Consider the following 15,589-nt stretch of genomic DNA (forward strand, 5'->3'; position numbering starts at 1 on the left):
ACAGGGTAGCTTCGTCCTTAGACCAAAGTATCGCAACGTTGTTCTAGTGTCTCGTGGATAGCATGATGTCGGCCACGCGCCCTCGATGGCACGAAGGAATGCAGACAGGAGTCACTGTGATTGGATTGAGAAAGTTGGGGTGGATGCTGTTGCTGGCGCTGACATTGGCGATCAGTGTCCCTGCCTCGGCGCAGTCGTTGACCTCGCTGATGGGCAGCAGCCATACCGGCGAATCGAGCTCGGTGCCGTCGCCCTCGCCGCAAGAGCTGCGCGCTTCGCTCGATCAGATCATCGCCACGCTCGACGATGGCGACCGGCGTCAGGCGCTGCTGGATAATCTCAAGCAGTTACGTGACGCCACGGCGGCGGATGCCAAGAAGAAGAGTGGCTCTGGTGGCCTGTTGGGCGCTCTAGCCCAATCTTTTTCGTCGCTGGAGACGGACGGGCTCGATAACCCGGTGCACTACTGGTCCAGGCGCGCAGACCAGGCGGGTAACGACATCTCCGAGTTGATGAGCAACCACGCACAGTGGCCGCGCATCCTGCTGGACCTGCTGTGGGTCTCGGCATTATGGGTCGGTGTCACCGTTATCCTCGCCTTATTGTGGCGCTGGGCCGTCAGGCAACTGGGTTTGCCATGGCACCTGCCTTCCGAGCCCACGACCTGGATGCTGGTGCGGCATATCGTCCGGCGTGTGGTGCCGCTGGGGATCGGCTTTAGCGTGGCGTTGACCACGGTTCACCAAGTGGCGACGGGGTCCATCGGCGTCGCGCTGGCCATGGTAACCGCCTACGCGACGCTATGCGGCGCCGTGTTCGCGTCGGTTTGTGAAATCGTCTTCTCCCTGTTCGGGAGCGGCCACCGTCACACCGCGCTGCGCATTTTGCGTCAACACGGGGTTCGCTGGCTTTTCGCGCTGGGGGCACTGGTCGCTCTCGGTGATGCCGCTCATGCCGAGGCTCTGGTGGGACCGCTCGGCGAGGGCCTGACGACGTTTCTGTCCGTGATCGCCAATGGTTTTGCCGCACTGCTGCTGGGTGCCTTTGTACAGGTATTCCGGCGCCCTATCCGCCATTTGATTCGCAACCGTCCCTACGCGCTACGCCAGAAGCAACCCGCGACGACCGAGTTCATCCGCGTGTTCAGTCGGATCTGGCATATCCCGATTCTGATCATGGTCGGCGTCTCGCTGATAGCAATGATCATGTCGGCAGAAGATTCGCGCAGCGCTTTCTTCCGCGCGGTAGTGACCGCGGGCCTAATGATCGCCACGTTGGTCATCACCGGGCTGATCCATCGACGCAGCGAGAATGCCCGCGAGAAGCGGGCTTCCGAATACTGGTCGCGGCTGGTGAGGTTCGGCTTCACGCTGGCGCATCTGGTGAGCTGGCTGATCTTCGCCGAACTGGCGATGCGGGTCTGGGGCTCGTCGCTATGGGCCGTGGGTAGCTCGGCGGGGATCAGTCAGCAGATTGCCAAGGGCGTGATCGGCCTGGGGGTGACGTTCCTGATCGCCTGGTTGGTGTGGATTCTGGCGGATACCGCGATCAAGCACGCTTTGCTGCGCAGCAGTCGTCGTCATGGCCGGCGGGTCAACGCTAGCGCCCGCGCGCAGACCATCACGCCGCTGCTGCGCAATACCGTGTTCGTGACCATCGCGGTGATCGCTGTGATCATCGCGCTGGCCAACCTGGGCGTGAACGTGACGCCGTTATTGGCGGGTGCCGGTGTCATCGGCCTGGCGGTGGGTTTCGGCGCGCAGACGCTGGTTCAGGATCTCATCACCGGTCTGTTCATTCTGATCGAGGACTCTCTGGCGATCGACGACTTCGTCAACCTGGGCTCGCATATGGGAACGGTCGAGGCATTGAGCATTCGGACCGTAAAATTGCGGGATCTGGACGGCATCGTGCACATCATCCCGTTCAGTCAGATCCAGGGGATTCAGAACTATTCCCGTGAGTTCGGCATCGCCTTGTTGCGGATTCGGATCGCGCATCACATGAAGATCGATGACGCCATCGAAATCGTGCGTGAAATCGCCGACGGTCTACGTAATGACCCGATGATGCGTCACCACATCTGGTCGGCGCTAGAGGTTCAGGGCATCGAGAGTTTCGATGCCGGTGCGGCGATCCTGCGGGTACGAATGCGCACGGCGCCAATCATGCAGTGGGACGTTGCGAGGGCATTCAACCTGCGTCTCAAGCAGCGCTTCGATCAGGATGGGCTGGACCTGGCCATGCCGCGGATGAGCGTGGTGATGGAAAAGGCCCCGGTGCCGTCTGGCGGCGGAGACTCTCCCGAGCCGATAACGGCGCCGGGCGCACCGGACCCCCAGTAATTCTGTTAGACAGAAATCCGGGTTATACGGCCAGGCATTATCGGAGTCGGGAGCACGGGTCGCTACCCATCCAGCTTGCGTCAGCATGAGAGGTATCAGGTTTGTCCTTGCCATCCGTCTCGCCATACTGCCGTTTGGCGCCATCATTACGAGCGGTTATCGCTTGCGCGTCGCACCACTAGGGCGCGCCTCTCGCGGATCCCTATAGCCATTGGTCTGGCCCACCAATCGCTAATGGTCGATCAGAGGTCGTTAATTTATAATTTGTGTTATTAGGTAAGCAAAAAGTATTAATTGCTTTTTTGTGAATCTAATTGTAAATTTATTGTGTGTTCTTGAAGCGTAATGCTGACAAACCAAGCGTTGGTCAAGACGCTCCAAACCCGAACCGCAGAACCAAAAGTGACGTCCGATCGATTCACAGCGGCGTCGACAAAACCGGATAGCGGACATCGAGTCTGTAAACGTTGAATCCAAGAACGTTGCGGTCCAGCCCGGTAGATAATGATTTTGATACGTGGGGTGCGTAATGAGTCTATTCAGTTTGGGTTGTATCATCGTCGGTTTTGTCGCCCTGGGCCTCTTCGTGGCTCTTCGCCTTTGCAATAGCGACAAGGCGCCGCCTGAAGCGCTTGATCGGGCGGGTGAGCCTAACCGGGCAGACATCGGTCATCGCGCCTGATCAAGAGTCGCCGTTGGGATGGGATGACTGAAAGCCGGCAGCGTTAGCGCTGCCGGCTTTCGTGTATGTTGTACCTGTCACTTCCTTTCTGTTCCCGGCTCGCGCTAGCCTTCCCCTATGCTCGGCTAAATTCCCTGATTGGATCTCGTTATTGGGCTAAGCGAAGCTTTGGTCTAAGGGAAACATGGAATCAAGCCAGTGCATCCTCTGTGACAGTAAACCGAGCAGGCTCTGCCGCCTTGCGAGGCGTGTACTGCGGTACATCTCTGACGTAAGCGCGGATCACCCATGCCAGTGGTGCGAACTCAGGGCCAAAGGCATTGAAGCATCCCCAGCGCATGGCGACGAATGGGCGCAAGAAAAAGGGCAGACGACGGTGCGCACGCAGGCATCGGATACGTTTGGTTCGCGCGACCAGCAAGTCGACCCGCCGGCTTTCCCGAGAGGAGAGCGCTTGAAACTGGGTTGTGATCGTCGCGGAAGGAATTTGTCCCCTAGCAGGATCGCAAGGCTCCAATATTAGGCGTGCTAGCTGTTTGACGGCGTGATGTGTCATCCGTGTTCCAGACTGTGGTGTTTGTGTAATTTACCTTAAAGTTTTCCACGTTACGATGCGGGTCAAACTGACGAATAGCTCGGGACTTTTCACTCAGTTCACGAGACGACGTCGTTCCAGTGTGGCATGGTCCTGATTTACCTCCTTTCCGAGGAAATACCATGCAACTCAGCGATATCCCGTTTGGCACCACCGACTGGGCCGAGATCGCCCCCTCCGAGCATCCTGGAGAGTCTGGCGAGGCGTTTTGGCGAACCCGACACTTTGGCGATATCCGTGCGCGGATGGTCGAATACACGGCGGGATATCTGGCGGACCACTGGTGCTCGAAAGGCCATATTCTGCTGTGTCTTGAAGGCGAACTGGTCACGGAGCTGGATGATGGACGCGTCTTTCGGCTGACACCGGGACAGAGCTATCAGGTTGCCGATCAGGCGGAAGCGCATCGTTCGTCGACCGAAGTGGGCGCAAAGTTGTTTATCGTCGATTGAGCGTTTTAGGACGTGGATTATTGACTGCTGCGGGCTGGCTTGACGCTCAGCCCAGCACCCACTCGTGGAACGCGCGCATCGGTTCGGTGAGATGTCGATGCCGCGGCGTCAGCAGTGATAAGCGACCGCGGCTGGGCAGTGTCTCTGGCATCGCGAAGACCAGATTGCCTTGTTCCAACTCGGCGGCCAGCAGGCGAGTCCAGCCAAGCGTTACGCCTTGGCCGGCGAGTGTCGCGTTCATCAACAGCTGAAAGCTGTTGGCACGAAGGGAGTGAATCGGCGGCTGCCAGTCGAGCCCGAGTGCGCGATACCAAAGCTCCCAGGTGAGCCAGTCGTGGTAGTGATCCTCGACCACCATCAGCGTATGTCGCGCCAACAGTTCCTGAGGATTAGTGATGCCGCCGTGGCGCTCGAGATAGACCGGGCTGCACACGGCGGCGACATCTTCCTGCTCGAAGATGGCATTTGCGATCAATCCTGGCGGATCGACTTCTCCGGGAACGTGATAGTAGATGCCGAGATCGAATTCGGCCAGATCGAGGCGGTGAGGATCTTCGACGGTGAGGATGCGGATCTCGATATCGGGGTGGGCGCGCTGGAAGTCGGGCAGTTGGCGTGCCAGCCAGATCGAGGCGATGGTCGGGCTGGAGGCTAGCGTCAGCTGACGGTCGTCGCCACGACGGCGCAGGCGGGCAGTTTCATCACGCAGCTCGCGCAACAGACGTTGCACCACACGGAAGTAATGTTCACCGGCCGGTGTCAGGCGCAGACCATCGTAATGGCGCTCGAACAGGGGGCGTCCGAGATCATCTTCGAGCCGCTTGATCTGGCGGCTGACGGCGCTCTGGGTCAGGCTGAGCTCGCTGCCTGCCTGGGTAAAACTGCCGTGGCGGGCCGCCGCTTCGAAAGCGCGCAGGCAGGGGAGGGGTGGCAGGGCATCGCGCGTTGACATGACAGCATCCGCAACCGTGGTATCACGGTTGCGGAGCATAACACGCGAGGTCCGTTCGCTGGTTCCGTTCACCATTTCTGGGCGAAATGCCATGGCGATGTGACAGAGGCGATGTGAAAGGGATGCGTCAGATCGCCGTACGCGGAATCTCTCTCTCCCAGTTTTTCCGACTCACCTCAGTCTTTCCTTCGTGAGCGATTTGCTCGGCGGTCAGGTAGAAAGTCGTTTCATCGCAGTGCAAGTGGTAGCGGCTGGTCACTTCAACCGCGAATTGGCCTTCACCGGCGTCGCGGCTGGCGCGATAGACCCACTCGATATCGGCGCGAGTACGGGTGGCGTCTGTCGGATGGCTCGAATAGACCTCTTTCGCGCGTTGTTCGACGCGCAGACCGTGGTCGGAGAAGCGAACATCGCCCATGTCGTCTTCGACGGTAACGGTGACTTCGCCGTTGCCGACGTCTTCACTGATCGTGCGTTTGGGTTGGCCGGCGCGCAGCGTCTCGATCCGGCATGGCGTGGCGCTCTCCGGCGGTTCGAACGGCATTGGGATATAACCGGCTTTGGATAGCGGTAGTTCCAGCGTGGGGCTGCCAGCCTTGAGCGTCAGATCGGCGCGCTTCCTGGGTGACCAGACCAGCGGGAAACTGGCACTGGAGAGCGCAATGCGCAGGCGATGCCCCCTGGGCAGACGATAGCCGATCAGATCCAGCGGCAGCCGAATATCCATCGGTTCACCGGGGATCGGAGGAGCGATCGTGCCCGGGTCGTCACGGAGATTGAGATTGAGGGTGCCGTAGGTGATCAGCGCGCTTTCGCCGCTTGGCGCAACGTCGCACAGACGCACGTGCAGTTGGCCGCAATCTTCGCTGCTTTCCAGTGCCACCGACAGCGTCGGCTGGCCGAGGATATCGAGGCCGTCCGCGTAAGGGACGGTGTCGAACGTCAGTGACAGGCCGTCGTCACGGCGCTGATCCGGCGGGAAGTCGGCGCCAAACCACAACGGAATGTATTCGCCCTGCAGCGAGCCGGTGGTCAGCGGCGAGGCGATCAGCCGATCGGCGCTCAATCGTCCGCCGGATTCCAGGCCACGGTCGCCAAGATTGAGCATGATGGTCTCGATCTCTTCGGCTGGCGCAGGCCAGCCGTGGATGCGTACCCATTGGCCTGGTCGTTCGAGATACTTGGGCGCCGGCGGCACGCCATCCTGCAAATAGAAGGTGCAGGGTGGCTCCGCCATGATGCCGGTGTCGATGCCCTTGAGCCAATGATCCCACCAGCGCAGCGCTTCCTGCAGAAAGCCGATCGCCGGGTCGGGGATCGCGAAGTGCGGATACTTGTGCATCCACGGCCCCAGCAGCGCTTTTTTCGGACAGGAGAGGTTCTCCATCATGCGGGGAATGGTATCGATGTACGAATCTCCCCAGCCGCTGATCATGTAAACCGCGGCTTCGATATCGGCATAGTTTTCGCCAATGGAGCCATGCTTCCAGTAATCGTCGCGATGCTGGTGTTCGACCCAGGTCTCGGCCAGCAGCGGCATGTTGTCGAGGCGGTGTTTCCACATCTCGCGCCAGCGCTCGCCGACCAGGGCCGGATCGGGCACGGCGGCGGAGAAACTCAGCATGGTGGCGGCCCAGCCGAGGTTCTCGAGCAGCATGTTGCCGCCCTTGTAGTGGATATCGTCGGCGTAACGGTCATCGGTGGAGCAGAGCGTGATGATCGCCTTGAGCGGCGCGGGTCTGAGCGCGGCAACCTGCAGGCCGTTGAAGCCGCCCCAGGAGATGCCCATCATCCCCAGCTTCCCATCGCACCAGGGTTGCTTCGCAATCCAGTCGATCACTTCCAGCGCGTCGGCCTGTTCCTGCGGCGCGTACTCGTCTTCCATCAGGCCGTCGGACTCGCCGTTGCCGCGCATATCCACCCGGATGCAGGCATAGCCATGACCGGCGAAATAGGGATGGGTCAGCTCGTCCCGCACCGCCGTGCCATCGCGTTTGCGATAGGGCAGATACTCGAGGATCGCCGGCACTGGGTTCGATTCGGCATCGGTCGGCAGCCAGATTCGCGCGGCCAACCGGGTGCCATCGGATAGTTCGATCCACTGGTTTTCGATTTCACGTACTCGCTGCGGAAAGTCCTGTTTGATCTTCATGCGTCATCCTTGGCTGCGCTTGAGTGAGTCGCTCCTGCCTGCGCGGTATCGAGCCGTTCGGGATGCTTGAGCCAGACCCACAGCGACCCGGTTGCCAGCAGTACGATCAGCATGGCGGGCAACCCGCCGAGATTGGAGAGCATCTTGATGCCGTCGATGCCCACGAAACTGACCATGACCCACGAAACTACGCCGACGATCACGCCCCAGATCACTTTCATCGGGACCCCGGCGTTGAGATCGGAGTCGGCGGTCAGACCGCGGGTGCAGAGGTTGCCGATGGCGTCGGTTTGCGAATCCGCCGCAGTGACGTATGAGATGTAGGCGATGAACAGCAGCAGCGGAATCCACACCTGCGAGAACGGCAGTTGACGAAAGAGTTCATAGAGCACGTTCTCCACGCCGCGATCATTGAGAACGGCATAGAGATCGGCACCGCCGGTCGTATCGAGGTGTGACTGAAAGTAGAGTGCCGTACCGGAGAAGATCAGGATCCACACGCTGGCAAATAGCGCCGGGTAGAGCAGATTGACGCGCAGAAATTCACGCACGGTGTAGCCCAAAGAGATCTTGCCCAGAAACAGCGCCGCCACCGGCGCCCAGGCGAACCACACTGCCCAGTAGAAGATCGACCACCACTGCGGCCACTGGTCGTTGCCCGCGGCGCCGGTGAACAGGCTCTTGGTGAAGAAGTGGTCGAGATAGACACCAAACGACTCGACGCCCAGTGCCAGACAGAACACCGTCGGACCGATGATGAACATGAAGACCCCGAGAATCAGCAGCAAAATGGCGTTCAGTGAGGATAGCCGGGCGATCCCCTTCTGCAGGCCGCTGGCGGCGGAAATCACGAAAGTCACCACGATGATGGCGATGATCACGCCGAGCCGCAGCGGGCTGGTTTCGCCGCCGAGATATTGGCCTGCGCCGCCGGCCAGCGTCAAAGCGCCGGTGCCAAGGGATGAAGCCATCCCGGCGACCAGCGCATAGAGCGAGATAGCATCGATCAGGCCACCGAAATGCCTTACCCGGGCCCCGAAGATTGGCTCCAGCATACTCGAGATAGAAAAGCGCAGGCGCAGGTTATAAAAGGCGAGCGCGAAGATCAGCGCGGGGACGGCATAGATGGCATAGGGCGTGAACGACCAGTGCAGGAACATGGTCGACATGGCGAACAGCATGGCATCGCTCGAACCGGCCTCCAGGCCGCTGGAAGCGGGTGGCCCCATGTAGTGGTAGAGCGGCTCGGCGGTAGTCCAGAACAGTACGCCGACGGCTAGAGTGGTACACAGCGTAATCGAGAACCAGCGCAGCCGTGACAGCAGCGGTTTGGCCTCCGGCCCGCCGATTCGAATATTACCCAGCGGTGAGAAATAGACGATTACCGCCATTATCAGCAGATAAAGGCTGCCAAGGCTGAATAGCCAAGAGAAATTGGTCAGAACGGCATCGTTGAGTGCGCTGGCGGTGGCCAGAAACGCATCCAGATCGACATAGCTGGCGATCACCGCGGCCTGCAGGATCAGAAAGGTCGGCCAGAATACCAGCGGCCGAAGCGAGGTTTGCATACCTGTCTCCCGTTATCGTTATCGTAGGCGCCGATGCGCCGCGCTCATGGCGATATAACCTAACGCCTTTCATGCCCCCAGGGGCAAACGGTGTCTGGGAATGAGGGCATGCGTGCAGTGCATGGTAAGCAGGAGTGGGCGCAATCGATGCGCGGTGTAGAATGATGCGGCGATTTTACGAGAGGAGGCGGGATGGAGCCCGAAGATCTGAAGAAATTGGTCACCCGAAAGATGCCTTTCGGCAAATATGAAGGTTGGCTGATCGCCGATCTTCCCGGGCCCTACCTCAACTGGTTTGCCCGGGAAGGCTTTCCCAACGGCGAAATCGGGCATCTGCTGGCGCTGATGCAGGAGATCGACCATAACGGACTGAGTCCATTGCTAGAGCCGCTGCGCTGAAGCTTTTGCTCATGGTGCAGACTGAAATATCCGGCCGGAAGACTACTAGCTCATCCAACGCCCCGCGAGATGCGCGGCGACCAACCCGATCACGATGACCAAGGCAAGCCAGCACCGGCGGCGCCAGCGCGTCTGATGGCGACCCAGCGCCATCTCCAGCTGCCGCGTCATCAGTTCCTGGCGAACCACGATGCGTTGTGGGGAGACGGAAAAGTCATTGGCGACGTCGCCTTGCCAGTGAGGTGCGTGAGTCATGCCCAGATTTGCTCGCAACCTGCCGAGTTCGTTCAGCACGCCATGCAGATCGTCATAGGCTTCGCGATGCACCGTGTTTCCAAGCGTACTTATCGCGTCGACCTTCAGCGTGCGATTGCCGCAGCGCTCTGCGGCCCGAATGATGGTGTCGGAAGTTGCGTTCTTGCTGACGCCGAGTCGGCGATAGAGATCTCGCATAGCGTATCAGGCCGTCATCATCAGGTAGTTGTCATCAGATAGTCGTAGGCATTCTTGATTCGCTGAAACCGCTGCGAGGCCAGCGAGACTCGTAGATCCCCCTGCCCGTGAAAGCGATCGGGATGATGGCGCTGCGCCAGTCGCCGATAGGCCCGCTTGATCTCGATCGATGAGGCGGGCTCGTCGAGTTCCAGAACCTGCAGCGCCAGACGGACTCGGTAATGGGTCTGAGGCCCCCCCGTTGCCTGCTGCCACTGTTGTCGACGCCACTGCTCCCGACGATGAGCTTCTTCCTGGCGCGCTTGTTCCCGACGTTGTTCTTCGGCCTGGCGTTGCTGTTCCTGGCGCCTGGCATCCGCTTGGCGCGCCTGCTCCTGACGCAGGCCTTCGGCCTGGCGTTCCCGCTCTTGCCGTTCTTCCTGCTGGCGTCGGCTTTTCGCCTGCTGACGCAAGCGGGTTCGTTCCAGGCGCATCCGACGCCACCGCGCCTGGGCGGCATTGGTTTGAATCCACCAGCGCTGCCAGCGACGAGTCTTCAGCGGTCTCTGGTCGGTGGCTTTCCTGTTTCCTTCGGCTGCTGTCTCTTTCCCGGTCGCCGTCTCTTCTTCGGTTACTGTCTCGGCTCTCTCGTCTGGCTGCCAGTAGTCCTGCCGACTGGGATCGCCGGGTGGCATCAGCTGCCGGCCGGTCACTTCGCGAAACAGCAGAGCGAAGGCGCCGGGGGTGATGCCCGAAAGATCGGAGAGAAAGCGCAGAATATGGTGATTGCGCAAGCTTGGTTCGCCCTCGCTCGTAGCGAGTCCGATGGCGCGACGCAGAAAGGGGTGCGACTGCTCGTCGACGCGTTCGCGTAGCACTATTTCGGCGGCCAGTTGGATGGCCGTCAGATCGGTTCTGGCGATCGCCGACAGCGTATCGAGATCGTCGGAATGGCGATAGCCGTTGGCCAGCGCTTCGAGATAATGCTGGTCCTCGGCGAGCGCAACGCGCTTGTTGACGTAGATCCACGTCAGCAGCAACAGGGACGCGGTATCCGGCGGGTAACGACTTTTCAGCAGCAGGAGCTCGAAAGCGGAAAAGCGCGCTGGGGCCATCGATGAATCCAAGCGAAGAAAGGGTTGTTGTCATCGTTTATGGGAACCGAGTATACCCAATCTCGCCGCCGAGTCTTCACTTGTGCGCTTTTCCTTCACGTCCATAGAGAGGGCTGAATGTCACTACGTTGCCGCCATCCCCGAGGTCTTGCTCAGATTCTCCGGGCCGAAGGAGTCGGGCAGCAGTTCGTCCATGGTGTAGTGCTTGAGCGGAGCGCCGTTGCCATCGAGCACGACGATTTCGGTCTGCGGCGTGGCGAACTCACGGATGCGCTGTCGGCAGTCGCCGCAGGGCGTGCACAGATGCTCGCCGGGGCCGATGACGTAGATCTTGCGAATCTGCCGCTCGCCGCTGGAAACCAGCCCGGCGATCGCGCTGCCTTCGGCACACAAGCCCTTGTAGTTGGCACTCTCGACGTTACAGCCAACGTATTGCGTCCCGCTTTCACTGATCAGGACGGCCCCAACCGGGTGATCGGAGTAGGGTACGTAGGCGTTGTCACGCACGGCAAGCGCCGCCTGGCGGATCGAATCGGGTACGTCGCCTGAGGGCGTCATGGCGGTCATTGCGATATCTCTTGATCGTCTCTGAGCAATCCATCGAGCGTGATTGTCATCATTTCGGAAAAGCCGGTCTGACGGGCCTGCGAGTCGAGCGCCTCACCCTTGAGAATATGGTCGGAGACGGTGCAGACCGTCAGCGCGCGGGCGCCGAATTCGGCGGCGACACCGTAGAGCCCGGCCGCTTCCATCTCCACGCCGAGAATGCCATGGCGCTTCATGGTCTGGAAGAATTCGCCATCCGGTGTGTAGAACAGGTCCGCCGAGAACAGGTTGCCGACCTTAACGGGAGTGCCGCGTTCGCGAGCGGCATCGGCGGCGTGGCGAGTGAGATCGAAGTCGGCGATGGCGGCGAAGTCGTGACCGCCGAACCGAGTGCGATTGACGCCGGAATCGGTGCAGGCGCCCATGCCGATGACAATATCGTTGACCGCGACATCATCGCGCACCGCGCCGCAGGAACCGACGCGTACCAGCCGCTTGACCCCGTACTCGGTGATCAGCTCCTTGGCATAGATGGATAGCGATGGAATCCCCATGCCGCTGCCCATGACCGAGATCCTGCGGCCCTGATAGGTGCCGGTAAAGCCGAGCATGTTACGCACGCGATTGACGCACTCGACGTCTTCAAGAAACGTCTCGGCGATGAACTCGGCGCGCAACGGGTCGCCGGGCATCAAAACGGTATCGGCAAAATCGCCCGGTCGGGCGTCGATATGCGGGGTTGGCATTAGTGGTCTCTCTCTGACTATCAGGGCTTTGTCTATCAGGGCTTTGGCGATTCTTTGAGTAGCGAGCGGCCATGATCCATGGCGTCGAGTCCGAAGTGATCGGCCAGCGTCTGGCCGATATCGGCGTAGGTGTCGCGACGGCCATAGCTGCCAGGGGCCAGCACGTCACCGGCGATCAATACCGGCACCTGCTCGCGGGTGTGGTCGGTACCACGCCAGGTCGGATCATTGCCGTGATCGGCGGTCAGGATCAGCAGGTCGCCCGGCTCGAGTTTGGCGAGCACTTCCGGCAGGCGTCGGTCGAACGCTTCCAGCGCGCTGGCGTAACCGTCCGGATCGCGGCGATGGCCGTAGAGCGTGTCGAAGTCGACGAAGTTGGTCATGACCAGTGTTTGATCGCCTGCGTCAGCGATGGCGTTCAACGTGGCATCGAACAGATCATCATGGCCGTGGGCCTTGATCACTTTCGTGACGCCGCAGTGAGCGTATATATCGCCGATCTTGCCCACGCCAAGCACCGTCCCATCGCTGTCATGCAGTTTCTGCAGCACCGTGGGTGTGGGCGGTTCGATGGCATAGTCGCGTCGATTGCCGGTGCGTTCGAAGGTTTGCGGCGTCTCGCCGATAAAAGGGCGGGCGATGACCCTGCCGATGTTGTAGGGCATCAGCAGCTCGCGGGCGATCTCGCAGAGCGCATAAAGTCGTTCGAGCCCGTAATGGGTCTCGTGAGCGGCGATCTGAAACACGGAATCCGCCGAGGTGTAGACGATCGGCTTGCCACTTCGAATATGTTCTTCGCCCAGTGCTTCGAGTATCGGCATGCCGGAAGCCTGGCAGTTGCCGAGTAAGCCGGGAAGATCGGCTTGCTCGGTCAGCGCTTCGAGTAGCTCAGGCGGGAAACTATTTTCCTTGTCAGTGAAGTAGCCCCATTCGAACAGCGCCGGTACGCCGGCGATCTCCCAATGGCCGGAGGGCGTGTCCTTACCCGAGGAAATTTCGCTCGCGCAGGCCCAGGCGCCATCGATGGTGTCCGGCAGCGCAACGCCAGCCGCTGGCTCACCGGTGCTGAGCCGATGGGCATGATAGAGGCCGAGCCGAGCCAGATTGGGCAATTCGAGTGGGCGCCCGGCATCGGCACGAAAGCGGGCGATATGACCGAGCGTGTCCGAACCGGCATCGCCGAAGTCGGCGGCATCCGGAGCGTTGCCGATGCCGAAGGAGTCGAGCACCAGCAGGAAGGCGCGGTTCATGTTGGTTCCTCGTTCTGTCCTTTCCTCAGTCATGGCAGGTCCTCCTGACGCAGCGTGGCGTGGACGAGGGGAGGGATTGCGACGTCGCTCGTCTCGCTCAAGCTGAAGGCGTGACGTAGACGCTGGGCGACGGCCTCGGCCTCGGCGCGGTCGGCGGCGTGGATGCGCAGCAGCGGCTGGCCCGGTTCGATGCGTTGCCCGAGCGCAGCGATATGCGACAGACCGACGCGGTGGTCGATGGCATCACCGGCATTGCGCCGGCCACCGCCCAGCTCGACCACGCCTAGGCCGAGCGTTCGGGTGTCGATGGCGCTGATGAATCCCGCCCGGTCGGCGTCGAGATCGATCGTGACCGGCGCAGTAGGAAGGTGATGTTTGGCATGCTCTGCCAGATCGCCGGGACCGCCGAGGCCATGGACCATGCGCGAGAAGCGCTCCAGTGCCTCGCCGGAATCGAGGGCCTGGTCCAAACGCCTTTCGGCGTCGTTGGCGTCACTCGCCAGACCGGATTGGAGCAGCATTTCCGTTGCCAGTGGTCGCGTGACCCGGTAGAGCCGACTCTCCTTGCCTTCCCCTCGCACCTCTTCATTGCGCCCGTCCCCGCGCAACAACCGCAGCGCCTCGAAGACCTCCAGCGAATTGCCGGCGCAGTCTGCCAGAGGCTGGTTCATGTCGGTCAGCAGTACGCTGGTCTGTGTTCCCGCACCGCAACCGATGGCGACGATCGCTTCGGCCAGCTCACGGGAGGCTTGCAGTGTCGGCATGAAGGCGCCGCTGCCGACCTTGACGTCCATCACCAGGGTATCGAGGCCGCAGGCGAGCTTCTTGCCCAGGATCGAAGCCACGATTAGCGGAATCGATTCCACCGTGGCGGTGACGTCGCGCACGCCGTAGAGGCGCTTGTCGGCCGGCGCCAGCGCCCCGGTCTGGCCGATGATCGCGACGCCGACCTCCTTGACCAGACGTCGGAAGGTGTCGTTGCTTGGCGTGACGTCGTAACCGGGGATCGATTCGAGCTTGTCCAGCGTGCCGCCGGTATGACCCAGGCCACGCCCGGAGACCATCGGCACATGGCCGCCACAGGCGGCGATCCAAGGCCCCAGCACCAACGAGACCAGATCTCCGACGCCGCCGGTGGAGTGCTTGTCGAGCACCGGGCCCTGCAGATCGAGGGCATCCCATTGCATGACCTGACCGGAATCCCGGATCGATTCGGTCAGCGCCACGGCTTCCTCTTGGTTCATGCCGTTGAGGTAGACGGCCATGGCGAAAGCGCCGATCTGCGCGTCGCCCATACTCTCATCGGCGATGCCCCGCATGACCAGATCGAGCATCCTGCGATTGAGCGTCTGGCCATCGCGCTTACGGCGAATGATTTCCTGCGTCAGCATGGCGTTGTTCTCCGCCTTGGATCGATCGAGTCCACTCAGTAACCGCTGGTTGCGGGAGAGGCATCGTTGCCGGCAAGCGTTGCGAGTAGCGCATCCAGCAGTCCGGATGCGCCGAAGCGGAAGTGTGCGGGCGTCAACCAGGCCTGGCCCATGATCCCCGCAGCCAGATCCAGATAGGCCTTGGCATCCTCGGCGGAGCGAATACCGCCGGCCGCCTTGAAGCCCACGTCGCGACCACTATCGCGAATGGCGGTGAGCAGAGTTTCGGCGGCTTCCAGCGTCGCGTTGACCGCCACCTTGCCTGTAGAGGTCTTGAGGAAGTCGGCGCCGCCCTCGAGGGCGATGTCCGCGGCCTGGCGAATCAGCGCGGGATTCTTGAGTTCACCGGTTTCCAGTATCACCTTGAGCAGGCGATCGCCGCAGGCCTCGCGACAGGCCTGAACCAGGGCGCGACCCGACTCGGCATCACCGCCGATCAACGCCTTGTAGGGGAATACCACATCGACTTCATCGGCGCCTGCGGTTACCGCTGCACGGGTTTCGCGGCTGGCACGTTCGACGTTGACGCAGCCACCAGGAAAGTTGGTGACAGTGGCGATTCGTACGCGCTCGCGCATTCCCATGTCGATCAATTCACGATTCGCCGTCGCGATGAAGGCAGGATAGATGCAAACCGCGGCGGGGGCGCCATGCGGCGTGTCAGTCCGCCGACACAGCGCCTGAATGCCGGCGTCGTTATCGTCGTCGTTGAGTGAGGTGAGATCCATCATCGCCAACGCCTGGCTGGCAGCGTGCTCAAGTGTCGTCATTCTGTCGTCTCCTTGGGTGCTCCCGCAAAACGTCGATCTTGAACGTCACCCTGGAAGAATTCGTGACGGCACGACGATGCGGATAACACCACGGTTCGGAATCGCTCGGCATCCATGCCGGCGGGGTTGCCATGGCCCGGCCACCGTGACGGCAA

Annotated in this window: 13 protein-coding genes; 3 read left to right on the forward strand and 10 right to left on the reverse strand. The window is 61.1% G+C overall.

The features are described from left to right. Positions 1-116: 116 nt before the first annotated feature. Positions 117-2,345 (forward strand): mechanosensitive ion channel family protein, encoded by a 2,229-nt coding sequence (locus tag DOM27_RS07490; RefSeq protein ID WP_245392633.1) that lies wholly within the window; start codon positions 117-119, stop codon positions 2,343-2,345. 1,399 nt (positions 2,346-3,744) lie between these two features. Then, positions 3,745-4,074 (forward strand): DHCW motif cupin fold protein, encoded by a 330-nt coding sequence (locus tag DOM27_RS07495; protein WP_110655424.1) that lies wholly within the window; start codon positions 3,745-3,747, stop codon positions 4,072-4,074. Positions 4,075-4,120: 46 nt separating this feature from the next. On the opposite strand, the gene DOM27_RS07500 is transcribed toward DOM27_RS07495, so the two are convergent. From DOM27_RS07500 to DOM27_RS07510, 3 genes are all read right to left on the reverse strand, one after another. Further along, positions 4,121-5,026 (reverse strand): LysR substrate-binding domain-containing protein, encoded by a 906-nt coding sequence (locus tag DOM27_RS07500; protein WP_110656383.1) that lies wholly within the window; start codon positions 5,024-5,026, stop codon positions 4,121-4,123. A gap of 127 nt (positions 5,027-5,153) precedes the next feature. Beyond that, complete coding sequence (locus tag DOM27_RS07505; RefSeq protein WP_110655425.1) at positions 5,154-7,178, reverse strand: CocE/NonD family hydrolase; 2,025 nt, start codon at positions 7,176-7,178, stop codon at positions 5,154-5,156. Continuing rightward, positions 7,175-8,746 carry a BCCT family transporter gene (locus DOM27_RS07510; protein ID WP_110655426.1) on the reverse strand — a complete coding sequence of 524 codons (1,572 nt, stop codon included), beginning with the start codon at positions 8,744-8,746 and terminating at the stop codon, positions 7,175-7,177. Before DOM27_RS07510 ends, DOM27_RS07505 begins: the two co-directional genes overlap by 4 nt. A 192-nt stretch (positions 8,747-8,938) precedes the next feature. Between DOM27_RS07510 and DOM27_RS07515 the strand changes: the two genes are divergently transcribed. Next, positions 8,939-9,145, forward strand: coding sequence for a DUF3820 family protein (locus DOM27_RS07515; RefSeq protein ID WP_110655427.1), 207 nt, complete (start codon positions 8,939-8,941; stop codon positions 9,143-9,145). A gap of 45 nt (positions 9,146-9,190) precedes the next feature. Here the strand turns inward: DOM27_RS07515 and DOM27_RS07520 are convergent, their stop codons facing one another. From DOM27_RS07520 to deoC, 7 genes are all read right to left on the reverse strand, one after another. Continuing rightward, positions 9,191-9,598 (reverse strand): hypothetical protein, encoded by a 408-nt coding sequence (locus DOM27_RS07520; RefSeq protein ID WP_110655428.1) that lies wholly within the window; start codon positions 9,596-9,598, stop codon positions 9,191-9,193. A 20-nt stretch (positions 9,599-9,618) separates the two neighbouring features. Next, the gene (locus tag DOM27_RS18005) at positions 9,619-10,692 is read right to left on the reverse strand and encodes a J domain-containing protein (RefSeq protein WP_223162303.1); all 1,074 of its coding nucleotides are present in this window, start codon (positions 10,690-10,692) and stop codon (positions 9,619-9,621) included. A 123-nt stretch (positions 10,693-10,815) separates the two neighbouring features. Next, positions 10,816-11,250, reverse strand: coding sequence for a cytidine deaminase (gene cdd / locus DOM27_RS07530; protein WP_245392707.1), 435 nt, complete (start codon positions 11,248-11,250; stop codon positions 10,816-10,818). A 5-nt stretch (positions 11,251-11,255) separates the two neighbouring features. Continuing rightward, positions 11,256-11,984 carry a purine-nucleoside phosphorylase gene (deoD, locus tag DOM27_RS07535; protein WP_110655430.1) on the reverse strand — a complete coding sequence of 243 codons (729 nt, stop codon included), beginning with the start codon at positions 11,982-11,984 and terminating at the stop codon, positions 11,256-11,258. Positions 11,985-12,019: 35 nt separating this feature from the next. Then, the gene (locus tag DOM27_RS07540) at positions 12,020-13,234 is read right to left on the reverse strand and encodes a phosphopentomutase (protein ID WP_110655431.1); all 1,215 of its coding nucleotides are present in this window, start codon (positions 13,232-13,234) and stop codon (positions 12,020-12,022) included. Between the two features lie 29 nt (positions 13,235-13,263). Beyond that, entirely contained in the window at positions 13,264-14,625 is a 1,362-nt protein-coding gene (deoA, locus tag DOM27_RS07545) for a thymidine phosphorylase (protein WP_110655432.1), read from the reverse strand. A gap of 35 nt (positions 14,626-14,660) precedes the next feature. Further along, complete coding sequence (deoC, locus tag DOM27_RS07550) at positions 14,661-15,434, reverse strand: deoxyribose-phosphate aldolase (protein WP_110655433.1); 774 nt, start codon at positions 15,432-15,434, stop codon at positions 14,661-14,663. Positions 15,435-15,589: the final 155 nt, after the last annotated feature.

This window comes from Salinicola halimionae (assembly GCF_003206065.1).
Taxonomy (GTDB): Bacteria; Pseudomonadota; Gammaproteobacteria; order Pseudomonadales; family Halomonadaceae; genus Salinicola; species Salinicola halimionae.